At 48.5% G+C, this 20,482-nt stretch carries 20 protein-coding genes and 1 other RNA gene; 12 read left to right on the forward strand and 9 right to left on the reverse strand.

What is annotated here, in order from left to right; all coding sequences use genetic code 11:
* Positions 1 to 19: 19 nt before the first annotated feature.
* Positions 20 to 2,617: an LPS-assembly protein LptD gene (locus tag AOC32_RS08765; RefSeq protein ID WP_234409743.1), complete on the reverse strand. Its 2,598-nt coding sequence runs from the start codon at positions 2,615 to 2,617 to the stop codon at positions 20 to 22.
* 32 nt (positions 2,618 to 2,649) lie between these two features.
* Between AOC32_RS08765 and AOC32_RS08770 the strand changes: the two genes are divergently transcribed.
* The 10 genes from AOC32_RS08770 to ruvB all read left to right on the forward strand — a co-directional run bounded on the left by AOC32_RS08770 (position 2,650) and on the right by ruvB (position 12,003).
* A complete protein-coding gene (locus tag AOC32_RS08770) occupies positions 2,650 to 3,651 on the forward strand; it encodes an aminoglycoside phosphotransferase family protein (RefSeq protein WP_108509091.1) in 1,002 nt (333 codons plus the stop codon).
* Between the two features lie 13 nt (positions 3,652 to 3,664).
* Positions 3,665 to 4,375 carry an N-acetylmuramate alpha-1-phosphate uridylyltransferase MurU gene (gene murU, locus AOC32_RS08775; RefSeq protein ID WP_108509092.1) on the forward strand — a complete coding sequence of 237 codons (711 nt, stop codon included), beginning with the start codon at positions 3,665 to 3,667 and terminating at the stop codon, positions 4,373 to 4,375.
* A gap of 10 nt (positions 4,376 to 4,385) precedes the next feature.
* The gene (locus AOC32_RS08780) at positions 4,386 to 5,762 is read left to right on the forward strand and encodes an aminopeptidase P N-terminal domain-containing protein (protein WP_108509093.1); all 1,377 of its coding nucleotides are present in this window, start codon (positions 4,386 to 4,388) and stop codon (positions 5,760 to 5,762) included.
* An 11-nt stretch (positions 5,763 to 5,773) separates the two neighbouring features.
* Positions 5,774 to 6,922, forward strand: coding sequence for an FAD-dependent monooxygenase (locus AOC32_RS08785; RefSeq protein ID WP_108509410.1), 1,149 nt, complete (start codon positions 5,774 to 5,776; stop codon positions 6,920 to 6,922).
* Positions 6,923 to 6,997: 75 nt separating this feature from the next.
* Positions 6,998 to 8,014 carry a tRNA dihydrouridine synthase DusB gene (gene dusB, locus AOC32_RS08790; protein WP_108509094.1) on the forward strand — a complete coding sequence of 339 codons (1,017 nt, stop codon included), beginning with the start codon at positions 6,998 to 7,000 and terminating at the stop codon, positions 8,012 to 8,014.
* Positions 8,015 to 8,024: 10 nt separating this feature from the next.
* A complete protein-coding gene (locus AOC32_RS08795) occupies positions 8,025 to 8,264 on the forward strand; it encodes a helix-turn-helix domain-containing protein (RefSeq protein WP_108509095.1) in 240 nt (79 codons plus the stop codon).
* A gap of 2 nt (positions 8,265 to 8,266) precedes the next feature.
* Entirely contained in the window at positions 8,267 to 9,850 is a 1,584-nt protein-coding gene (gene purH / locus AOC32_RS08800; RefSeq protein ID WP_108509096.1) for a bifunctional phosphoribosylaminoimidazolecarboxamide formyltransferase/IMP cyclohydrolase, read from the forward strand.
* A 2-nt stretch (positions 9,851 to 9,852) separates the two neighbouring features.
* Entirely contained in the window at positions 9,853 to 10,347 is a 495-nt protein-coding gene (gene ruvC / locus AOC32_RS08805; protein ID WP_108509097.1) for a crossover junction endodeoxyribonuclease RuvC, read from the forward strand.
* A 9-nt stretch (positions 10,348 to 10,356) separates the two neighbouring features.
* Positions 10,357 to 10,938, forward strand: coding sequence for a Holliday junction branch migration protein RuvA (gene ruvA / locus AOC32_RS08810; RefSeq protein WP_108509098.1), 582 nt, complete (start codon positions 10,357 to 10,359; stop codon positions 10,936 to 10,938).
* Positions 10,939 to 10,941: 3 nt separating this feature from the next.
* On the forward strand, positions 10,942 to 12,003 hold the full coding sequence (gene ruvB, locus AOC32_RS08815; protein ID WP_108509099.1) for a Holliday junction branch migration DNA helicase RuvB: 1,062 nt from the start codon (positions 10,942 to 10,944) through the stop codon (positions 12,001 to 12,003).
* 6 nt (positions 12,004 to 12,009) lie between these two features.
* Here the strand turns inward: ruvB and tyrS are convergent, their stop codons facing one another.
* Positions 12,010 to 13,236, reverse strand: coding sequence for a tyrosine--tRNA ligase (gene tyrS / locus AOC32_RS08820; protein ID WP_108509100.1), 1,227 nt, complete (start codon positions 13,234 to 13,236; stop codon positions 12,010 to 12,012).
* Positions 13,237 to 13,316: 80 nt separating this feature from the next.
* Here tyrS and AOC32_RS08825 point away from each other — a divergent pair, with 80 nt between their 5' ends.
* A complete protein-coding gene (locus AOC32_RS08825) occupies positions 13,317 to 14,462 on the forward strand; it encodes an anhydro-N-acetylmuramic acid kinase (protein WP_267895629.1) in 1,146 nt (381 codons plus the stop codon).
* A gap of 6 nt (positions 14,463 to 14,468) precedes the next feature.
* Here the strand turns inward: AOC32_RS08825 and erpA are convergent, their stop codons facing one another.
* The 4 genes from erpA to rplM all read right to left on the reverse strand — a co-directional run bounded on the left by erpA (position 14,469) and on the right by rplM (position 16,893).
* Positions 14,469 to 14,849 carry an iron-sulfur cluster insertion protein ErpA gene (gene erpA, locus AOC32_RS08830; protein WP_199908504.1) on the reverse strand — a complete coding sequence of 127 codons (381 nt, stop codon included), beginning with the start codon at positions 14,847 to 14,849 and terminating at the stop codon, positions 14,469 to 14,471.
* 66 nt (positions 14,850 to 14,915) lie between these two features.
* Complete coding sequence (argC, locus tag AOC32_RS08835; protein WP_108509412.1) at positions 14,916 to 15,974, reverse strand: N-acetyl-gamma-glutamyl-phosphate reductase; 1,059 nt, start codon at positions 15,972 to 15,974, stop codon at positions 14,916 to 14,918.
* An 88-nt stretch (positions 15,975 to 16,062) separates the two neighbouring features.
* Positions 16,063 to 16,455, reverse strand: a complete 393-nt coding sequence (gene rpsI / locus AOC32_RS08840; RefSeq protein ID WP_108509102.1) for a 30S ribosomal protein S9 — start codon at positions 16,453 to 16,455, stop codon at positions 16,063 to 16,065.
* 9 nt (positions 16,456 to 16,464) lie between these two features.
* On the reverse strand, positions 16,465 to 16,893 hold the full coding sequence (gene rplM / locus AOC32_RS08845; RefSeq protein WP_108509103.1) for a 50S ribosomal protein L13: 429 nt from the start codon (positions 16,891 to 16,893) through the stop codon (positions 16,465 to 16,467).
* Positions 16,894 to 17,312: 419 nt separating this feature from the next.
* Here rplM and AOC32_RS08850 point away from each other — a divergent pair, with 419 nt between their 5' ends.
* Complete coding sequence (locus AOC32_RS08850; protein ID WP_108509413.1) at positions 17,313 to 17,735, forward strand: OsmC family protein; 423 nt, start codon at positions 17,313 to 17,315, stop codon at positions 17,733 to 17,735.
* On the opposite strand, the gene rnpB is transcribed toward AOC32_RS08850, so the two are convergent.
* The 3 genes from rnpB to AOC32_RS08865 all read right to left on the reverse strand — a co-directional run bounded on the left by rnpB (position 17,724) and on the right by AOC32_RS08865 (position 20,477).
* An RNA gene (rnpB, locus tag AOC32_RS08855) (RNase P RNA component class A) lies at positions 17,724 to 18,030 on the reverse strand. The two genes, AOC32_RS08850 and rnpB, sit on opposite strands and share 12 nt — an antisense overlap.
* Positions 18,031 to 18,072: 42 nt before the next feature.
* The gene (pyrC, locus tag AOC32_RS08860) at positions 18,073 to 19,125 is read right to left on the reverse strand and encodes a dihydroorotase (RefSeq protein ID WP_108509104.1); all 1,053 of its coding nucleotides are present in this window, start codon (positions 19,123 to 19,125) and stop codon (positions 18,073 to 18,075) included.
* A gap of 2 nt (positions 19,126 to 19,127) precedes the next feature.
* Positions 19,128 to 20,477 (reverse strand): glycerate kinase type-2 family protein, encoded by a 1,350-nt coding sequence (locus AOC32_RS08865; protein WP_108509105.1) that lies wholly within the window; start codon positions 20,475 to 20,477, stop codon positions 19,128 to 19,130.
* Positions 20,478 to 20,482 lie beyond the last annotated feature (5 nt).

Raw genomic sequence — 20,482 nt, forward strand, 5'->3', positions numbered from 1 at the left:
GAATTACGACACAAAATCATTATTGATAATTTTCGTAGGGTGAAGGTGGCAAAGGCTTAGCTACCGGCTGGTATCCAGGAACGTTCAGACGCATCACATCGACTGGGTTATTTCCAACACTAGCAAAACCTCTAAATTCTAATTGAAAAAGGACTTGGGTAGTGGTGATCTGGGAAGTGTTACGGGCTTGAGAGTAAGCAAAACGAGCGGTCCAACAATCTGCGTCGTACTGCAATCCCACTAAGGTATTTAAGGTCTTCGCTGTTAAGGCATCGTATCCCCAACGGCCCAATACACGGTATTTTTTTAATATTGGCCACTCGCCAAATGCATTGTATTGATCGGTCTGAGTGACCCCCGAGTTCGTTCCATCGGTTGGCGGATTCCAAACATTACGATAAGCAAAATTGAGACTGCGGCCTGGTGTTGGTCGCCATCCAGCACCCACACTGCTTTGTACAAAGCGGTTAAGTTGGGTGTTGTACTGCCCAAACAAATCGACGTTAAAGTTCCCTAGCAAACGGATCGTACTAGCGCCCAAGGTATCGGAATAACGTGTTGGGTTTTGGATCGTGCCATTTAAACCCACCCGTTGACCTGTGAAATCCTGGCGCTGCGCCAGGGTCACTGTGGCACGCTCTGCACCCGTATTTGTTTCTAAAACACGGCTTGTCAATCCCATGGTTAATTTATTGTTATCAGCTACGCGGTCATTACCCACGAAAGTGTTCTCACTAAATATTTGGGTAATACCAAAACCCGCATCAGCAGTATCAAATAATGGGGTCTGCGCCTGACTCTGGAATGGGGTGTAGACATAGAAGGCACGTGGCTCCATGGTCACAATCATGTCGCGCCCAAAGAAACCTTTCATTTCCGTTGCATCGCGCTCAAATGCCAAACCAGAATCCAAGCTAAAAGTTGGTAAAGCAAATCCTTGAATAGGTTGATTTAAGGATTGATTAATCGAAGTCGATGGGCTATTTGTAAGTACTCCAGAATATTGATTGGCTTGAAAACTAAGTTTTGGCTTTAAGTAATAGCCAGGGGTAATTTGTGGCATGGCAATGCTACCCCGGATCACGGTTCGATCGGCTTGACTAAATGATCCCCCCTGGGGCATTCCGGAGGCAGGCGCATACAAATTATTGGTGTTGTATGAAAAGCGAGTGAAATCCGCACCAAATGTAATGTCGGGAGTTCGATTAAATCCACCCGAGAATGACCCAGGGGCGCCCAAGGCACGCTGATTACGATAATTGGCGGTAACTTGCGGCAAGATGTTGTAGGGAGAAGTAACGGGTGATGTTGGATCTGGCTGCAAAGTCTGAAAGGTCAGTGCGCGCGCTGTGAAATTCCAGTTTTTAATTCCGCCATAATTGGTACCCACCTCTTGCCGGAACTGATTGGTCACCGCGCCGCCGATGCCGTACGAGAAATCAATCGGATACAAGTTATCCGACACCTTACTGACATTCGCGTAACCATTCCACGCTCGACCTAACATTTGTCGCTGTTGCCAGTCGTACTTCCAGCGATCGCGTCCTAAAATTTTGTCGTAGTTCATGAACTGACCACTTAACGTTCCTGAATACTTTGGATCAATGTAACGAAAATCACCGCCTAACAATGTACCGCGGTGGTTCATGAACCGAGGGGTAACGGTGAGATCGCGATTCGGTGCAATATTGATGTAATACGGCTGTGCAATATCTAAACCATTATTCGAGTTATAGCCAATTACGGGCGCTAATAATCCAGAGCGACGTTGATTTGAGGTAGGCAAACTAAAGTAAGGTGCATACGCAATCGGCACATCAAAAAAACGCATCACACCATTGCGGCCCGTCATTTGTTTTTGTTCTTGATCAACTTCAATCTGACTGGCCGTGAAATACCAATCTAAATTATCTGGACTGCAAGTGGTGTAGGTGGCTTTATCAAAGATAAAGATGTCAGCAGACTCGATGGTTAACTTATTCGCTTGACCGCGTCCGCGAACATCTCGAAGCTCATACTTTGGTTTATCCATCTCGCCTTCGCGTGCATCGACCTTAAAGCGTGCGCGTGGCCCCGAGAACTGAGTCGTTCCCTTAATTAACTCCACATTACCGATCAAATTTGCAATATCAGTATCGGGGTCATAATTAATTTCATCGGCCTTAATGACGGTGTCATTCCGGCGAATTTGAGCACGTCCCTTCAAGTTCATTTGACGATCAACCACGCCATCAATTTCATCGCTAAAGGAGAAGGTCAGGGCCTCACTATCTGGAATCGGTTTACCGACCCGCAATTGATCATCTAACTTTAAGACCGTTACTTCAGCACGGCTAGGAACTAAAGTTGTGGTTGGGAGGGATCCAACCGGCAGTGGTCGAGGTGGCTCACCAATCGGAACCGGCGCTTGCTTTTGTAACTCTTGTTGAGTCTGGTTTTGTTGTGACGATGGTAGCAATGGTGAAATCGTATTAACAACTGGACCCAAGTTTTGGGCCATCAGCGGCATGGCTAGCATTAAAGGGGAGAGCATTAACCCCCGGCCCAGGATCGCGTACGGGGTCTTTAAAGATGCGAGATAGGCGCTGATGCCGGCGCGAAGGCGATAATGACTCATGGATCCTGACAGCCTTATTATACGAACCGATCATGCCTGACAATCGCTTAATTCAAATGAATCAATGGCTTGATAGCCAAGTAGGCCGCTGGGGGCTAGAGACTGCCAGCTTGGCCCCCGCTTCCTCAGATGCGAGCTTTCGGCGCTACTTCCGAATGACTAGCTCTCACCCCCAATATCCCAGCCTGATTGTGATGGATGCCCCACCCGATAAAGAGACCGTTTTACCCTTTATTCAGGTTGCCAATCTTTTGAAGGATGCGGGGCTTCATGTACCCCTCATCCTCGAAGAGAATCAGGAAAAAGGATTTCTGCTACTCAGTGATCTAGGAAGCAAGACCTATCTAAACGTCTTATCTCCGAGTAATGCAAAAGCGCTTTATCGCGATGCCAGCCAAGCCTTGGTAAAAATGCAGCTTGCGACTCGTGAGGGTGTTTTACCGCCCTATGATGATGCAACTCTGCAGCGCGAACTCGATCTATTTGATGAGTGGTATTTAAAGCGCCACCATCAATACGCCTTGAGTGAAGATGAGAAAAATCAACTTCACACGATTTTTCAGTTGATTAAAGAAAATAATCTTGCTCAATCGCAGGTATATGTTCACCGCGATTTTCATTCTCGCAATTTAATGCATTGCTCATCCAATAACCCCGGCATTTTGGATTTTCAAGATGCCTTATATGGTCCGATTACCTATGACATCGTCTCTTTATTACGCGACGCTTATATTGAGTGGACCGAAGAAGAGGTGCTTGATTTCTTGATTGAGTATTGGGATATGGCGCGCGCTTCTGGCTTGAAAGTTCCGTCTGATTTTGCTGATTTTTATCGGGACTTTGAATGGATGGGCCTACAGCGTCACCTGAAAGTCCTGGGTATCTTTGCGCGCTTATATCACCGTGATGGCAAAGCCAATTACTTAAACGATATACCCTTGGTTCTCAAATACACGCGTGCGGTTGCAAGTCGTTACAGCTGCTTTAAGCCCCTCTTGCGGATTTTGGATCAAGTCGCAAAGCAGTCGTGCTAACTGTTCACTACTGATGACTCCACAATATCCACCTTGTCTTTTATTGGCCGCCGGTCGTGGGGAGCGCATGCGCCCATTAAGCGACCATACCCCGAAACCGCTTTTAAAGGTTAAAGGCAAGTCTTTGTTAAGCTGGCATCTGGAATCGCTACAGCGGGCTGGGATTCAACATGTGGTGATCAACCATGCCTGGCTTGGTAAACAGATCGAGACAGCCTTAGGGAATGGCAATGAATATGGATTATCCATTCAGTACTCTCCGGAGGTAACTGCCTTAGAGACGGCCGGGGGAATCTGCCAAGCATTACCCATTCTCAACCCGACTGATTTCTTTTTAGTAATTAATGGCGATGTTTATAGTCCCAATTTTCCGATTCAAGAATTGATCCAACGTACTGAACAACTCCGCAATCAAGCGCAGTTCTTAGCTCATCTTATTTTGGTTCCCAATCCACCCCATCACCCCACAGGCGACTTTTATCTTGATGGCGCTATCGTCCGTGGAGAAGAGTGTTCGAATGCTAACTGTCCAAAACTGACTTTTTCAGGGATTGGCATCTACCATCGGAGCCTATTTGACGGCTTAAATCGGGGAGAAAGTGCTAAATTAGCCCCCATCTTACGCAGGGCAATGCTCCATAATCAAATCTCCGGTGAAAAATATTTAGGTTCGTGGCAGGATGTAGGTAGTCCCGAACGCTTAGCTGAACTGAATCGATCCTAAAACCATCAAGATGAATCATCCTCACTCGCACAATCCGCTCATGCATGCCTGCCAACAGCGCCGTGATCGCTTGGCATCGATCATTCAGGCTAAAACAGGTGGTGGGGTAGTCATTCTAGGAACGGCCCCTGAAAAAGCACGCAATCGAGATAGCGACTTTCCCTATCGGCATGACAGCGATTTCTTTTACCTCACCGGTTTTGAAGAGCCTGCGGCTACCTTGGTGATGCTAGTTACAAAATCAAGCTATGAGACCCACCTCTTCTGTCGACCCAAAGATCTCGAACGCGAGATATGGGATGGATACCGCTTAGGCCCCCAAGAAGCGCCCGCCCATTTACGAATAAACGCTGCATACCCAAATTCAGAGTTAGACCAAAAACTGCCGGATTTCTTAGCGGATCAAGACGCGGTATACGTCAAACTTGCTACAGCCTCACAAGAGGATACGTCTTTGCGCGGATGGATGAACACGGTACGCCAACGGGCTCGCATGGGCGTCAATGCCCCTGAGGTATTTCATGACATTGAAGTCATTTTGCATGAAATGCGTTTGTTTAAGGATCCTGAGGAAATCGCCATCATGCGGCAAGCCGCAGCCATCTCTGCCCAGGCTCACATTCGCGCCATGCGCTCTTGCAAGCCCGGAAAGCGTGAGTATCAATTAGAGGCTGAGTTACTCTATGAATTTCGTTATCACGGGGCCGAGAGTGTTGCCTATAACAGCATAGTGGCCGCTGGTGCGAATGCCTGCGTGTTGCATCACCGCGCAGGATCGGCCGAACTCTTGGATGGTGATCTATGTCTAATTGATGCTGGGTGTGAGCTTCATGGCTATGCCTCCGATATCACCCGAACCTTTCCAATTAATGGACGATTTAGTAGTGCTCAGCGCGCACTCTATGACATTACACTTGCCGCCCAACAAGCGGCGGTTGATGCGACACGCCCGGGCCATTCGTTTATCGATCCACACCAAGCTGCAGTAAAAGTTCTGACCCAAGGTTTGATCGATGAAAAATTAATTCGGATTAGCGAAGTTGGCTCTCTCGACAATGCCATTGAGACGGGAGCCTATAAGCGCTTTTATATGCACCGCACTAGCCATTGGCTGGGCATGGATGTCCATGACGTGGGATCCTATCGAGAACTCAATACTGTTGCTCAAGCTGATACCGAAAGACCCTGGCGCACACTTTCAGAAAATATGGTACTGACCATCGAGCCTGGTCTTTATATTCGTCCTGCAGAGGATATTCCGAAGGCCTATTGGAATATTGGAATTCGGATTGAGGATGATGCTCTAGTGACCGCCAATGGTTGCGATTTAATCTCCCGCGGGGTACCGGTTGATCCAGTTGAAATTGAGTCCATCATCCGTTCTTAATGGATGAGCGTATGAACCCATCCCATACGGTTGTTATTCAAGGCGGGGGTCCTGTGGGTCTTGCTTGCGCAGCTTGGCTTTTACAAAAAAATCCACACATTAGTTTGACCTTGATTGATCGCAACCCAGCTGATGATCAGCAAATTCAGTCGGGTGATCAACGCGGTATTGCTCTATCGCATGGCAGTAAATTGTTACTGGATACGATCAATGCTTGGCCATCCAATTGCCCCGGGATTCATCGAATTCATGTCTCTCAGGTCGGTCGCTTTGGTCGGGCTCTAATGACGCGCGAAGAACTGGGGCAAGATGCCTTAGGTCATATTAGTCGCTATCGTGATATTCATCTGACCCTTAGAAAGGCACTGCGAGCCCTGGGGACCCATTCACCAAATTTTGTGTGGCATCACAATGCGGATGAAAGCTTCAATACACCACCAGCTGCCTGCATCGTACATGCCGAGGGTGGGCTGTTTAAGCAACAGGATTGGGTCGAGTCTGGCCGCGATTACCGTCAAGCCGCCCTTGTGGGCACCGTGGATGTTGAGCATCCAATTGCCCATCAAGCGTGGGAGCGTTTTACCAATGAAGGCCCGCTTGCACTGCTACCCTCGCATTTAGGACCTAATACGCATAATCTGGTCTGGTGCGCCTCCCCAGAGTCCAGTCAACGCCGACTGGCTCTCAGTGATGATGAGTTTCTCAAGGAACTAGAGCACAGCTTTGGTCAGCGTCTGGGCCGATTTACCAATATCACCAATCGCCGTCTCTACGATCTGGGCCTCAACTATCGCAAAGACATTTGCGTGGGTCATGAAGTGTGGATTGGTAATGCCGCACAGACCTTGCATCCGGTGGCTGGCCAAGGCCTGAATCTTGGCTTACGAGACGCTTACTTACTCGCCGAGAAACTCGCTGATCTCTTTAAGCAAACACACGCGCTAACGCCTGACGCCGTGAACGCACAACTGCTTGACTATGCAAAAAGCCGTCAAATTGATCGGCGCGCAACGATTGGTATTACCGACTTCTTAGCACGCGTGTTCACCTCGCCCTTATTGCCTATTCAGGTCTCGCGTGGTCTTGCGCTCAGCGCACTCGCCTGGCTACCGCCTGTAAAAGTCACTCTCGCTAAGCAAATGATGTTTGGCCGGCGCTAGATTGCCTAAAAATTAAGCAGTTGAGTAGCGGGTGTGGTACAGTGGTGCCTCCAGTCCAGATCCATTTCCCTCGGTATGCAAATCGGTCCTTACTCACTAGCCAATGCTCTATTTGTTGCGCCCATGGCTGGTGTCACCGATCGCCCTTTTCGGCAATTATGTAAAAAATTAGGGGCGGGTTATGCGGTCTCGGAAATGATCGCCTCCAATGCCATGCTGTGGAATAGTGAAAAAACCTTAAGGCGCGCTAACCATGTTGGCGAGTTCAAACCCATTGCAGTCCAAATTGCAGGCGCTGACCCCAATATGATGGCGCAAGCCGCAAGGCTAAATGTCGATCGGGGTGCTCAAATCATCGATATCAATATGGGTTGCCCAGCTAAAAAAGTATGCAATGTCGCCGCAGGTTCTGCCCTCCTAAAAGATCAACCTTTAGTGCAGCAAATTGTGGAGTCGGTGGTTCAAGCCGTTGGGACTGGGCCTGACGCTGTGCCAGTAACACTCAAAATTAGAACTGGCTGGGATCGTGATCATAAGAATGCGCAAGAGATTGCAAAAATTGCGCAGGACGCTGGAATTTCGATGCTCACAATTCATGGGCGTACCAGAGCGGATTTGTATCATGGCGACGCTGAATATGAAACGATTGCGGCTGTGAAGAGCCGTGTCGGCATTCCGGTGGTTGCCAATGGCGATATCAACAGCCCCGAGAAAGCCAAGCAGGTTCTGTGCATTACTGGGGCCGATGCGCTCATGATTGGACGAGCAGCACAAGGTAGACCGTGGATTTTTCGGGAAATTGATCACTATCTAAAAACAGGTGAACTTTTACCTGCTCCACAGGTTCATGAAATTCAGGCGATCCTCAATGAGCATTTACTCGATCACTACGCATTCTATGGTGAGTACACGGGTCTGCGAACCGCACGCAAGCATATCGCTTGGTATTGCAAGGGCTTACGCAACTCGCATGCGTTTCGTCACCAAATGAATAGTGCCGAGGATTGCAAAACCCAACTCCAACTCGTCAATGATTATTTTGATGAGATGAAGCTTCACTCGGACCATCTTTTATTTTTAGAAGCAGCCTAATTAACCTATCATGAAAAGCAATAAACATCCCGTTACGGAGTGCATTGAGATCAATCTGCAGCGCTACCTCGATGACCTAAAAGGCACCCCGCCCAATGATATTTATCAAATGGTTTTGAGTGTGGTTGAAAAGCCGATGTTAGAGCTGGTCATGGCGCATGCCAAACAAAACCAATCCTTAGCAGCATCGTATTTAGGGATTAACCGCAACACCTTACGCAAAAAACTTTTAGAGCATCGCTTAATCTAATCATGATTCGTACAGCCCTCCTCTCCGTATCCGATAAAAGCGGCATTGTTCAGTTTGCCCAAGCACTGCATGGCCTAGGCGTAAAACTGATCTCAACTGGCGGCACTGCCAAACTGTTGGCCCAAGAAGGCTTACCGGTTACCGAAGTAGCAAGCCTGACCGAGTTCCCTGAAATGTTAGATGGTCGGGTCAAAACCTTGCACCCAAAGGTTCATGGTGGCTTATTGGCCCGACGCGACTCTAAAGAACATATGGCCGCCATTGCCGAGCATGGGATTGAGCCCATTGATCTATTGGTGATTAATCTCTACCCCTTTACGCAAACGGTTAGTCAAGAGAACTGCAGCTTTGAGGAGGCGGTTGAAAATATTGATATTGGCGGACCAGCCATGTTACGAGCTGCTGCAAAGAATCATCAAGATGTCACCGTACTCATCTCCCCAGCCGATTACGAGCGGGTTTTGGATGAGATGCGTCGCAATCAGAATACAGTTTCGTTTGCAACCAACTTGGCGCTTGCTAAAAAAGTGTTTGCCCATACCGCTCAATACGATGGAGCAATTGCGAACTACTTAAGTTCTTTAGACGATATGCAAGATCATCAGAAGCGTCATCCCTATCCAGAGACCTTGCATTTGGCATTTGAGCGCGTTCAAGAAATGCGCTATGGCGAGAACCCTCACCAATCGGCTGCATTCTACAAAGACCTCATGTCACCCCTTGGTAGCCTCGCTCATTACCAACAGCTTCAAGGCAAAGAGCTATCCTTTAACAATATTGCCGACTCCGATGCCGCCTGGGAATGCGTCAAATCGATTAGTCGCGATCAAGCGGCGTGTGTCATTATTAAACATGCCAACCCTTGCGGCGTGGCGATAGCGGATACCGCAGAAAAAGCCTATCTAAAAGCATTGCAAACCGATCCAACCTCTGCTTTTGGCGGAATCATTGCACTCAATCGTCCCTGTGATGAAGCCTGTGCTCAAGCAATTGCAAAGCAATTTGTTGAAGTACTCATCGCCCCCTCCTTTACCGAGTCTGCTAAGGCGATCTTTGCTTCCAAACAAAATGTACGCCTACTTGAAATTCCGCTTCCCAAGGAAGGGGATAATCCTCTTAATCAATTTGACTTCAAACGCGTTGGGGGCGGTCTCTTAGTGCAATCGAGTGATTCAAAAAATGTACTTCCCCAAGAGTTGCAGGTGGTGACTAAGCGTCAGCCGACCCCCACCGAATTAGCAGACCTGATGTTTGCCTGGCGAGTTGCCAAATTTGTGAAGTCGAATGCAATTGTGTATTGCGCCAATGGTATGACCTTGGGGATTGGTGCTGGGCAAATGAGTCGGATTGACTCCGCCCGAATCGCAAGCATTAAAGCTGAGCATGCTGGCCTAAGTTTGAAAGGTTCTGCGGTCGCAAGCGACGCCTTCTTCCCGTTTCGTGATGGACTGGATGTAGTTGTAGCTGCCGGTGCGACTAGCGTCATTCAACCCGGGGGCAGTATGCGAGATCCCGAAGTGATTGAGGCGGCTAATGAGCATGGTATTGCGATGGTGTTCACAAGTACACGGCACTTTAGACACTAATCATGCGCTGGTTAGGTATCGATCCTGGCTTACGAACCACTGGCTTTGGAGTGATTGAGCTTGAAGGTCAACAATTACGCTACATTAGTTCGGGGACGATTGAGAGTGGCGAAGTTACCTTAGGTTTGCCTCATCGTCTCGGAACACTGTATCAGGGTGTCCAAGAGGTGCTACTTTCCTATCAGCCCGATGCGGCTGCCATTGAAGAAATCTTTTTAAATGTCAATCCACGCTCCACGCTAATGCTGGGTCAAGCACGAGGCGCTGTGATTGCCGCCCTTGTATCGACCGGTCTTTCAGTCTCTGATTACAGTGCGCGCAGCGTCAAGCAGGCAATCGTCGGTACCGGTCGGGCTAACAAAACACAAATGCAAGAAATGGTAAAGCGCTTACTCAAGCTCAAAAAAAGTCCATCGCCTGATGCAGCCGATGCACTTGGGGTCGCCATTTGTGCGGCTCACCATCATCAAGTTCAAATGACTAAAGCAAAGCGTTAAGATAGAGTCATGATTGGACGCATTCATGGCACGCTTATTACGATTTCAGCTCCTAAATTGCTGATTGATTGCCATGGGGTCGGTTACGAGGTCGACGTTCCGATGAGCACCCTCTATCAACTACCAGCTGTTGGTCAAGTGATTACCCTTCTCACGCATTTTCATGTGCGCGAGGATCAACAACAATTATTTGGTTTTGCCACCGAAGCTGAACGCAATGCCTTTCGATCACTCATTAAGATCAGCGGAGTTGGGGCACGCACTGCTCTAGCGGTGCTATCGGGCATGAGTGTGAGTGAATTAATTCAAGCAATTGCAAGCCAAGACCCAGGCGCCCTTGTTCGGGTTCCTGGTATTGGCAAAAAGACGGCTGAACGTCTTTTGTTAGAACTCAAGGGCAAGTTAGCCCCTGATTTAGGAATTTCCCAGAACGCATCCGGTAAGCCCGATACCACCTCCGAGGTGATTCAAGCCTTGGTTTCTTTGGGATACTCGGATAAAGAAGCGCATCTGGCAGTTCGTCAAATCCCTGCTGATACGAGCGTCTCCGATGGGATTAAGATCGCTCTCAAAGCCCTTTCAAAAGGTTAAGTCGTGGCAATTCATACTGATAACTTAGATGCCGATGATGGTGATGAGCGGATTGTCAGCCCCGGGGCTGGGCAAGCCGAAGCCGTATTTGAGCGGGCCCTTCGGCCAAAGCAACTCGATGAATACGTTGGTCAAAGCAAAGCACGCTCCCAGCTAGAAATCTTCATCAATGCGACCCGTAAACGCAAAGAAGCCTTGGATCATGTTTTGTTATTCGGCCCGCCCGGTTTAGGCAAAACTACCCTAGCGCACATCATTGCCCGAGAGCTTGGGGTTAATCTTCGACAAACTAGTGGTCCGGTATTGGATCGCCCTGGCGATCTTGCCGCACTTCTCACCAACCTCGAAGAAAACGATGTCCTATTTATTGACGAGATTCATCGGCTCTCACCAGTCGTTGAAGAGATTCTTTATCCTGCTCTTGAGGATTATTCGCTCGATATCATGATTGGTGAAGGTCCTGCAGCCCGCAGCGTAAAGTTAGATCTCAAGCCCTTTACTTTGATTGGGGCAACGACGCGCGCTGGCATGTTGACCAATCCCTTGCGCGATCGTTTTGGGATTGTGACAAGACTTGAGTTTTATTCTTCGGACGAACTCACAAAGATCATTGAACGATCGGCTACTTTACTCAATGCACAAATTGATCCCCAGGGCGCAAGCGAGATCGCGCGTCGCGCCCGCGGCACGCCTCGAATTGCGAACCGCTTACTTCGTAGGGTTCGAGACTATGCAGAGGTAAAGGGCAGCGGAGTAATAACAAAGTCAATGGCTGACGCTGCCCTAGCCATGCTAGATGTTGATCCAATGGGCTTTGATGTCATGGATCGCAAGCTTCTCGAAGCAATCTTGCATAAATTTAATGGCGGTCCAGTCGGTATTGATAATTTAGCTGCAGCCATTGGCGAAGAACGCGACACCATCGAAGACGTGTTGGAACCGTTTCTGATTCAGCAAGGATATTTACAACGCACCTCGCGTGGTCGTATTGCCACCCGTCAGTGTTATGAACATTTTGGCCTCAAGGCGCCAAGTAGCTCTGCAAATCTTGATTTACTCGATTAGATAACGTTATCTTAAGAGCGTCACTTTGGCAAAACGGCGCTTACCAACCTGAATCACATAAGTGCCTGGCTCTAATTTCAGGGTCTTGTCGCTCACGACTGTTCCATCAATACGTACACCATGTTGGTCAATATTGCGATTGGCCTCCGAGGTCGATGGCACCAAATTGGCGGCTTTCAAAAGAGCAGCAATGCCCAGTGGAGCCCCGGTTAACTCAAGCGCAGGAATATCGTCGGGTATTCCACCTTTGGCACGATGATTAAAGTCTTCCAGCGCTTTCTCTGCAGCGGCCTGCGAATGAAAACGAGCCACAATCTCTTGACCCAATAACACTTTGCAATCCCGCGGATTTTGGCCCGCAGCGACCTCTTGCTTCATCAGATCGATTTCGGCCATCGGTCTAAATGACAATAATGTGAAGTAGCTCCACATGAGCTCATCCGAAATACTCATCACCTTTCCAAACATTTCATTGGCAGGCTCGTTAATACCGATGTAATTGCCCTTGGACTTACTCATCTTCTCAACCCCATCAAGACCCACCAAAAGAGGCATCGTCAAGATGCATTGCGGCTCTTGGTCATACTCTTTTTGTAGTTCACGACCGACGAGAAGATTAAATTTTTGATCGGTGCCCCCGAGCTCTAAATCACTTTGTAAAGCCACCGAGTCATAACCCTGCATCAAGGGATACAGAAACTCATGCACCGAAATCGGTACACCGCCCCGATAGCGCTTGGTAAAGTCATCGCGCTCCAGCATCCGAGCCACTGTGTATTTAGCCGCCAACGTAATCATGCCGCGCGCACCCAAGGCATCACACCACTCACTGTTGTAACGCACTTCCGTTTTACTAGGGTCTAAGATAATGCTGGCTTGCTGATAATACGTTTTTGCATTGACTGCAATCTCTTCCGGAGTTAATGGTGGACGAGTACTATTGCGACCCGATGGATCACCAATCATGCTGGTAAAGTCGCCAATCAAGAAAATGACGGTATGACCCAGATCTTGTAGCTGACGTAGCTTGTTTAGAACAACGGTATGCCCCAAATGAATATCTGGCGCAGTTGGATCCAAACCCAGTTTAATTCGCAAGGGTTTGTGGGTTGCTTCGCTGCGCGCTAATTTTTGAAGCCAATCTGCCTCGACCAATAACTCCTCACAGCCACGCTTGGTAACTTCCATAGCCTCAAGTACGCGCGGGGTCACTGGATAGGGTTTTGTGCTCATGCCTATTTTTTTCAGTTAAATTAAGGTTTTAATATCGTTAACGTGATATTGTCGCATTCTCAAGAAAGTTCGCCACACCCTTGAATTCTAATCAAGCAAACGCCTCGAGCTCTCTATGGATTGGGCTCATGTCGGGAACCAGCCTCGATGGTATTGATGCAGTCTTAGCCGAAATCGACGCTACGGGCAAAGCCCGGCTGATTCAGTCGCATAGTGTCGGGTTTGATGCGCAGCTGAGGTCGGAGCTTACTGAATTGCAATTTGCTACCAATCATGAGCTTCACCGCGAGCACCTTGCGGCCAATGCGCTTGCCAATGCCTACGCACAGGTATGCCAAGAACTATTGCGGATTCAGAATATTCAGCCAAGCGCAATAAGTGCAATTGGTGCCCATGGACAAACACTACGTCATCAACCCGCATCCGATCATCTCAAAAGCTATACCCATCAGAGCCTAAATTCAGCCTTATTAGCTGAGCTCACTGGTATCAACGTCGTTGCTAATTTTCGTGCGCGCGATATGGCCGCCGGTGGCCAAGGCGCGCCTCTGGTACCTGCCTTTCATTATGAGCAGTTTTATGATCCCCTTGAAAATCGTGCCATTTTGAACATAGGTGGGATTGCTAATTTAACGATTCTTCCAGCATCTGGCGAAGTGACTGGTTTTGATTGTGGGCCAGGTAATTTGTTACTCGATGCCTGGGTACATCACCACCTTGGAAAAGCGTTTGACGATGACGGACGGTGGGCAAGTTCAGGCATGCCCAATTCAGAACTCGTAGCGCGAATGCTACAAGACCCTTACTTTGCAAAGCTTCCTCCCAAGAGTACGGGGCGGGATCACTTTAATTTGCACTGGCTAAATCATTTGATGACAGGGCTCTCGCTTGCCCCTGAAGATGTTCAAGCTACCCTCTTGCAACTCACGATTGACAGCATCCTTAATGCATTACGCTCGTTTGCGAGCAATACTCAGACTCTGATTGTGTGTGGAGGCGGAGTTAAGAATATTGCTCTACTTGAGCTTCTTAAAATTCAGGCTCGTCATCAGCTGCCGAATCTAACGATTGCCTCATCAGCGCGATTTGGAATTGATCCCCAGCTAGTGGAAAGTCTGGCGTTTGCTTGGTTGGCCTGGGCCTTCATGCAAAAACGGCCAGCAAATGTGCCGGCCGTTACTGGAGCAAAAGGTTCACGAATCCTTGGGGCGCTCTACCCTGCCTGAAATGAATTAGGCTGAAAAAGATGAGCCACAACCACAGGTGGTGGTTGCATTCGGATTTTTGATCACAAACTGTGAACCGTTGATATCTTCTTTATAGTCAATCTCCGCGCCCACAAGATACTGAAAACTCATTGAATCGACCAACAAGGTCACGCCGTTTTTTTCAAAACTGGTGTCATCCTCGTTAACGGCGTCATCAAAAGTAAATCCATACTGAAATCCAGAACATCCACCGCCTTGAACAAAGACACGAAGTTTTAGCTCAGGATTTCCCTCTTCGGCAATTAAGTCAGCAACCTTAGCGGCTGCACTATCCGTAAAAATCAATGGGACTGGTGGCTCAGCCATGGCTGAGACTTGATCAACAGCGGTATTCGTAGCGGTCATGATTACTCCTTTTGGCATCTATACGATTGATTGTAGGCTCTAATTCCCCTATTTGCACAGGGTGAATCATGGCATTAGAGCGATCTGCTCTAGGCCCATGGATTCAGGAAAGCCAAACATTAAATTTAGACACTGGACACCTTGGCCCGAGGCACCTTTCACCAAATTATCTTCAACCACCAAAATGACGAGGGTATCCCCACCGCCAGGCCGATGAACCGCAATCTTCATCCCATTACTGCCCCGCACTGAGCGGGTTTCTGGGTGGCTTCCCGCTGGCATGACATCCACGAAGGGCTCATTGGCATAAAAACTTTCATACAGCGCCTGAAAGTCGACCGATCTGCCATCCGGTGTTAATTGAACGTATAGAGTTGAGTGAATCCCCCGAATCATCGGGGTTAGATGAGGTACAAAGGTTAGGGCTACCTGATCATGCCCCGCAATGGCCTTCAAGCCTTGCGTAATCTCGGGTAAATGACGGTGACCCTTAACGGCATAGGCTTTGAAGTTATCGCTCGCCTCAGATAACAAAGTAGCAATTTCGGCTTTACGGCCCGCGCCTGAAGTGCCAGATTTACAGTCGGCAATGATTCGTTGGGCATCAATAAGGGGCTTTGAGAAGCCATTCTGTGGGGATAACAATGGAGCAAGCCCTAACTGCACAGATGTTGGATAGCAACCTGCCAAACCAACGATCCGAGCCTGCTTGATTTTCTCTCGATTGATTTCAGGCAAACCATAAACAGCCTCCTTCAAGATATCCGGGCAAGCGTGTGGCATCCCATACCATTGCTCAAAGACCTTGATATCTTGAAGACGAAAGTCTGCAGCAAGATCCAATATCTTCACATTCGCTGCGAGTAGCTCTTTGGCCTGTGCCATTGCCACACCGTGAGGGGTCGCAAAAAATACAGCATCGCACTCGGTAAGCTTGGCATTTTCTGGAGTAGTAAATTTCAAATCCACCCGATTGCGTAAGGATGGAAACATTTCTGCAACCGCCATGCCGGCTTCAGATCGAGAGGTGATCGAGTGCAATTGGACCTGAGGATGTTGGGCCAAAAGGCGAAGCAATTCGACGCCCGTATACCCCGTGCCACCCACAATACCGACTTTAATCATGCTCTTCTCCATTGCTACTGATCAATAGACAAATTGTATAAAAATAAAGGGCCGCATTAGCGGCCCCTTCCAGACATTTCGGTGTCGCTTAACGCTTACTAAATTGCTTACGACGTCGAGCGCCGTGTAAACCAACTTTCTTACGCTCAACCTCACGAGCATCGCGAGTGACCAATCCAGCTTTTGACAGAGTTGGCTTGAGAGCCGCATCATAATCAATCAGCGCACGGGTTACACCATGACGCACAGCACCAGCTTGACCGGTCTCACCACCACCGCTAACGTTCACTTGAATATCAAACGTGGTCAGATTGCTAGTCAGCGCTAAAGGCTGACGAGCGATCATGCGTGAAGTTTCACGAGCAAAATAAGCGTCAATGGGTTTGCCATTCACGGTAATCTCGCCCTTACCTGATTTAATGAAGACGCGAGCCACTGAGCTCTTGCGACGTCCTGTTCCGTAGTTCCAATTTCCGTACATATCGCTTCCTTAAATCTCTAAAGGTTTAGGCTGTTGAGCCGTGTGGGGATGCGTAGCATCGCCATAGACTTTGAGCTTCTTGATCATGGCATAGCCAAGGGGGCCTTTGGGCAGCATGCCTTTTACGGCCTTCTCAAGAGCGCGCGCTGGAAAGCGAGCTTGCATCTTGTCAAAGTTGGTCGAGCTAATACCACCAGGATAGCCACTATGACGGTAATAAATCTTGTTAAGTCCCTTACTTCCAGTGACACGAAGTTTGGACGAATTGATAACGACAATGAAATCGCCAGTATCAACGTGAGGGGTAAATTCGGGTTTGTGCTTGCCGCGTAGACGGAGTGCCACTTCACTGGCGACACGACCGAGGACTTTGTCCGTAGCGTCAATCACGAACCACTCGCGCTTTACCTCATGCGGTTTTGCGGAAAAGGTTTTCATGATTACTTTCAAATTGTTTGGTCAACACACTCCAACTCAGAAATCGCACTTTGGCTCCGCTTATGTTTGCAGGCTCGCAGATCAGATCCCTCAATTGGTCCAACAAATTACCGCTGACCGAATCGGTAATTCAGTAAAGCATTGAATTGTATATCAAAAAAAACCCGGGAATCAATCCCGGGTTGAAATCCACCAATGTTTGGGTGGAGGAGACATCAGTAGAATGCAAACTTGATATACAAAGAACGGCTTTAAGTAAATCAAGGTTGACATCAATGGAGAAATTTTAGGACTAAATCTTGTGCATTGCAAGAAAAAATTTGGGTTTACCCTATCTTTTATATAAGACTTATAGGCCCATTTTTTGGTTTAACGTATTGATTTAAATAGAAATATTATTATTTGAGGATTTTTATATGATGGAATGCAAAATAAACTGGTTGCCTGATGCTGGGATGGCGTTTATGGCTCAGACGGGTACAGGCCATATCCTCAATATGGATGGTGCCCCCGAGGCTGGCGGAAATAACTTAGCGCCTCGCCCCATGGAACTCTTACTGGCAGGCGCCGGGGGTTGTACAGCCTTTGATGTGGTTTTAATCCTACAACGCTCCCGTCAAGCCGTGAGCGGCTGTGAAGTGTCTGTAAAAGCCGAGCGCGCAGAATCCGATCCTAAGGTATTTACCAAAATGAATCTGCATTTTTTGGTGAAGGGCTCTAACTTAGATCCTAGTAAGGTGGAACGGGCGATTGCACTATCTCACGACAAGTATTGCTCAGCCACTGCAATGCTTGGCAAAACAGCAGAAATTACCTATAGCTTTGAAGTAGTGCAGAGTTAACCGATAAGCCGGATTCTGTCGCCCTAATTTGCATTAAGGGGCAATCATTCCTCTAGGCCTGCAGTTACCTACAGGCTCAAGCTCCCTACCCGCAAACTCGACGGGCCATGTCAACATTTGCTTACTTGGGATTGCTCCGAGTGGAGGTTGCCGCGTTTCACCGTAACTCAATACGCTCGTCTCTGTGGCCCTATTCCGCACGTCACCGTGGATGGCTGTTAGCCAACACCCTGCCCTATGGAGTCCGGACTTTCCTCTCCTTTCTTACGAAAGCAGCGATTGCCTGGTTAACTCTGCGATGACAGTCTAAACGAGGAAACGAATTTGTACTGCTCAATTATTGGGCGATAGACCAGCCGATGGTTTCACCTGCACGCAAAGGCACCAGGATCGAGGCGCCCATAGAGTACTCAAATGGTACAGTCTGCGGTTGATTAATCAGAGTAATTGTTTCTGTATGTCGAGGTAAGCCGTAATAGTCAGCACCATAATGACTTGCAAACCCCTCGAGTCGATCCAGTTTTCCAACACTATCAAAAGCCTCTGCATAGAGACCCAGCGCATTGTGCGCGGTATAGCATCCCGCACACCCACAACTACTCTCCTTTTCACCCTTTGGATGAGGAGCGCTATCCGTTCCTAAGAAGAAGCGTGGGTTACCGCTGGTTGCCATTTCCACTAATGCCACTCGATGCTCCTCGCGCTTTAGAACAGGCAAGCAATAGTGGTGGGGACGAATACCGCCGGTAAACAAACTATTTCGGTTCATGAGTAAATGGTGAGCCGTAATCGTTGCAGCCAAAGTGTTCTTGCCATCGGTATTCGCATCACGCACATAGTGGGCTGCTTGCTTAGTCGTAATGTGCTCAAACACGATACGGAGTTCTGGGAAATGCTTGCGAATGGGGTCCAAGATGCGGTCAATAAATACCGCTTCACGATCAAAGATATCAATCGCCTGCTCAGTGACCTCACCATGAATCAATAAGGGGACTGAATAACGCTGCATCGCTTCGAGAGCAGGGTATGCCTTTTTAATATCCGTGACACCGCCATCACTATTCGTTGTCGCGCCTGCGGGATATAACTTAAATCCAATAATACCGTTCTCGCTCGCTTTTTTGACCTCGTTCGCTGACGTATTGTCTGTGAGATATAAGGTCATGATGGGAGTGAAGTGGGTAATTCCTAGCCGCTTTAACGCCGCCTGAATCCGAGCCTCATAGGCTTTGGCTAGATCAACCGTGGTAACCGGTGGCTTCAGATTAGGCATGATGATTGCGCGCCCAAATTGAGCTGCGGTATGCGCCAAAACATCATTGAGGACCGCACCATCTCGAACATGCAAATGCCAATCGTCAGGGCGCGTGATGGTAAGGGTTCTGTTCATAGTCAGTCGATCAAAATCATCCGAAAATCATTCACATTGGTTAAGGTTGGACCTGTATGAACTAGAGCATTCAGTTCAGCAAAGAAGCCGTAACAATCATGCAATTGTTGAAAGCGACTGGCGCGCAAGTCTTTCTCTTGGGCATGCAACCGCACTTCAGGAGTAAACCAAGCACCTGCATTTTTTTCACTGCCATCAATGCCATCAGTATCGGCAGCGATAGCGGATAGCGTTTTTAGATCAGCGGTTGCAGCAAACAAGGAAAGTAGAAACTCTGAGCAGCGACCGCCGCGCCCTTGAGTTCCAGGAGGTAAAGTGACTGTGCACTCGCCACCAGAAATCAGCGCCACGGGGAGCTTCCCCCAACTAGCATGGTGGGCTAACTCACGAGCAATCCCTGCGTGTACAAGACCAACGTCTTTGGCTTCACCGGTAATCGTATCTCCCAAAATAATTGCAGTGTATCCAAGTCCTTTGCAATATTGCGCAGCAGCCTCAAGACTGCGATGTGCCGTTGCAATCACATGGTTGCGCAGGGGATAGCGATGTTGATCAATGTCCGATTGCTTTAAGGTTTCTGGGATCTCACCCGCCAATCCCTTTTGCAAGTGGGTTAATACGGAACTCGGAATGCTGCGCTCATCCAAATGGTATTTCGCGAAAATCTGTAATGCATCCCCATAACTTGAGTAATCAGCTGCACATGGTCCACTCGCGATATCCGCTGGATGATCGCCAGTGACATCTGAAATAAGTAAAGCCTCGACTTGAGCGCCGCGCGAAAGAGCAGCGCGCGCCAAATTACCACCCAATATGGCCGATAAATGTTTGCGGACGATATTCATTTCCTCAATCGGCGCACCGCTATTGAGTAAAGCTTCGGTGGTCTTGCGCATGTCGTCGATCGTAATTCCTGGCTGCGGCAAAGTTAATAAACTCGAACCGCCACCAGAAACAAGCGCAATCAAAGTATCCCCGGCTTGTAAGGTACTGACCAAGCGCAATACTTCTGCAGCACCATCCATTCCAGCCTGATCAGGTACCGGATGACCGGCCTCAACGATCTTAATTTGTTGCGTAGGTGATGCATGGCCATAACGAGTGACCACCAAACCATCGATTAATGTATTTGGCCAATGGGTTTTAGCATAGTTCTCTAGAGCACTTGCCATCGCAGCACTTGCTTTACCTGCACCAACGACGAGACAGCGACCTTGCGGAGCCTTACCCTCCGGAAAAATTTTGGCAAGATACTCTGGAACGATTTTTTTAGGATCGGCAACGGCTAGTGCCGCCGCAAAAGCACCCTCTAAATGCAGCTGACGACTTGAGGAGGGCTGAGTTGTTTGCATTTGCC

It is taken from the genome of Polynucleobacter acidiphobus (genome assembly GCF_003065385.1).
Taxonomy (GTDB): domain Bacteria; phylum Pseudomonadota; class Gammaproteobacteria; order Burkholderiales; family Burkholderiaceae; genus Polynucleobacter; species Polynucleobacter acidiphobus.

Excerpts from the sequence above, each read along its gene's own strand:
- AOC32_RS08765 (WP_234409743.1), bottom strand. The coding sequence starts at position 2,617 with ATGAGTCATTATCGCCTTCGCGCCGGCATCAGCGCCTATCTCGCATCT.
- AOC32_RS08770 (WP_108509091.1), top strand. The coding sequence starts at position 2,650 with ATGCCTGACAATCGCTTAATTCAAATGAATCAATGGCTTGATAGCCAA.
- murU (WP_108509092.1), top strand. The coding sequence starts at position 3,665 with ATGACTCCACAATATCCACCTTGTCTTTTATTGGCCGCCGGTCGTGGG.
- AOC32_RS08780 (WP_108509093.1), top strand. The coding sequence starts at position 4,386 with ATGAATCATCCTCACTCGCACAATCCGCTCATGCATGCCTGCCAACAG.
- AOC32_RS08785 (WP_108509410.1), top strand. The coding sequence starts at position 5,774 with ATGAACCCATCCCATACGGTTGTTATTCAAGGCGGGGGTCCTGTGGGT.
- dusB (WP_108509094.1), top strand. The coding sequence starts at position 6,998 with ATGCAAATCGGTCCTTACTCACTAGCCAATGCTCTATTTGTTGCGCCC.
- AOC32_RS08795 (WP_108509095.1), top strand. The coding sequence starts at position 8,025 with ATGAAAAGCAATAAACATCCCGTTACGGAGTGCATTGAGATCAATCTG.
- purH (WP_108509096.1), top strand. The coding sequence starts at position 8,267 with ATGATTCGTACAGCCCTCCTCTCCGTATCCGATAAAAGCGGCATTGTT.
- ruvC (WP_108509097.1), top strand. The coding sequence starts at position 9,853 with ATGCGCTGGTTAGGTATCGATCCTGGCTTACGAACCACTGGCTTTGGA.
- ruvA (WP_108509098.1), top strand. The coding sequence starts at position 10,357 with ATGATTGGACGCATTCATGGCACGCTTATTACGATTTCAGCTCCTAAA.
- tyrS (WP_108509100.1), bottom strand. The coding sequence starts at position 13,236 with ATGAGCACAAAACCCTATCCAGTGACCCCGCGCGTACTTGAGGCTATG.
- erpA (WP_199908504.1), bottom strand. The coding sequence starts at position 14,849 with ATGACCGCTACGAATACCGCTGTTGATCAAGTCTCAGCCATGGCTGAG.
- argC (WP_108509412.1), bottom strand. The coding sequence starts at position 15,974 with ATGATTAAAGTCGGTATTGTGGGTGGCACGGGGTATACGGGCGTCGAA.
- rpsI (WP_108509102.1), bottom strand. The coding sequence starts at position 16,455 with ATGTACGGAAATTGGAACTACGGAACAGGACGTCGCAAGAGCTCAGTG.
- rplM (WP_108509103.1), bottom strand. The coding sequence starts at position 16,893 with ATGAAAACCTTTTCCGCAAAACCGCATGAGGTAAAGCGCGAGTGGTTC.
- AOC32_RS08850 (WP_108509413.1), top strand. The coding sequence starts at position 17,313 with ATGGAATGCAAAATAAACTGGTTGCCTGATGCTGGGATGGCGTTTATG.
- pyrC (WP_108509104.1), bottom strand. The coding sequence starts at position 19,125 with ATGAACAGAACCCTTACCATCACGCGCCCTGACGATTGGCATTTGCAT.
- AOC32_RS08865 (WP_108509105.1), bottom strand. The coding sequence starts at position 20,477 with ATGCAAACAACTCAGCCCTCCTCAAGTCGTCAGCTGCATTTAGAGGGT.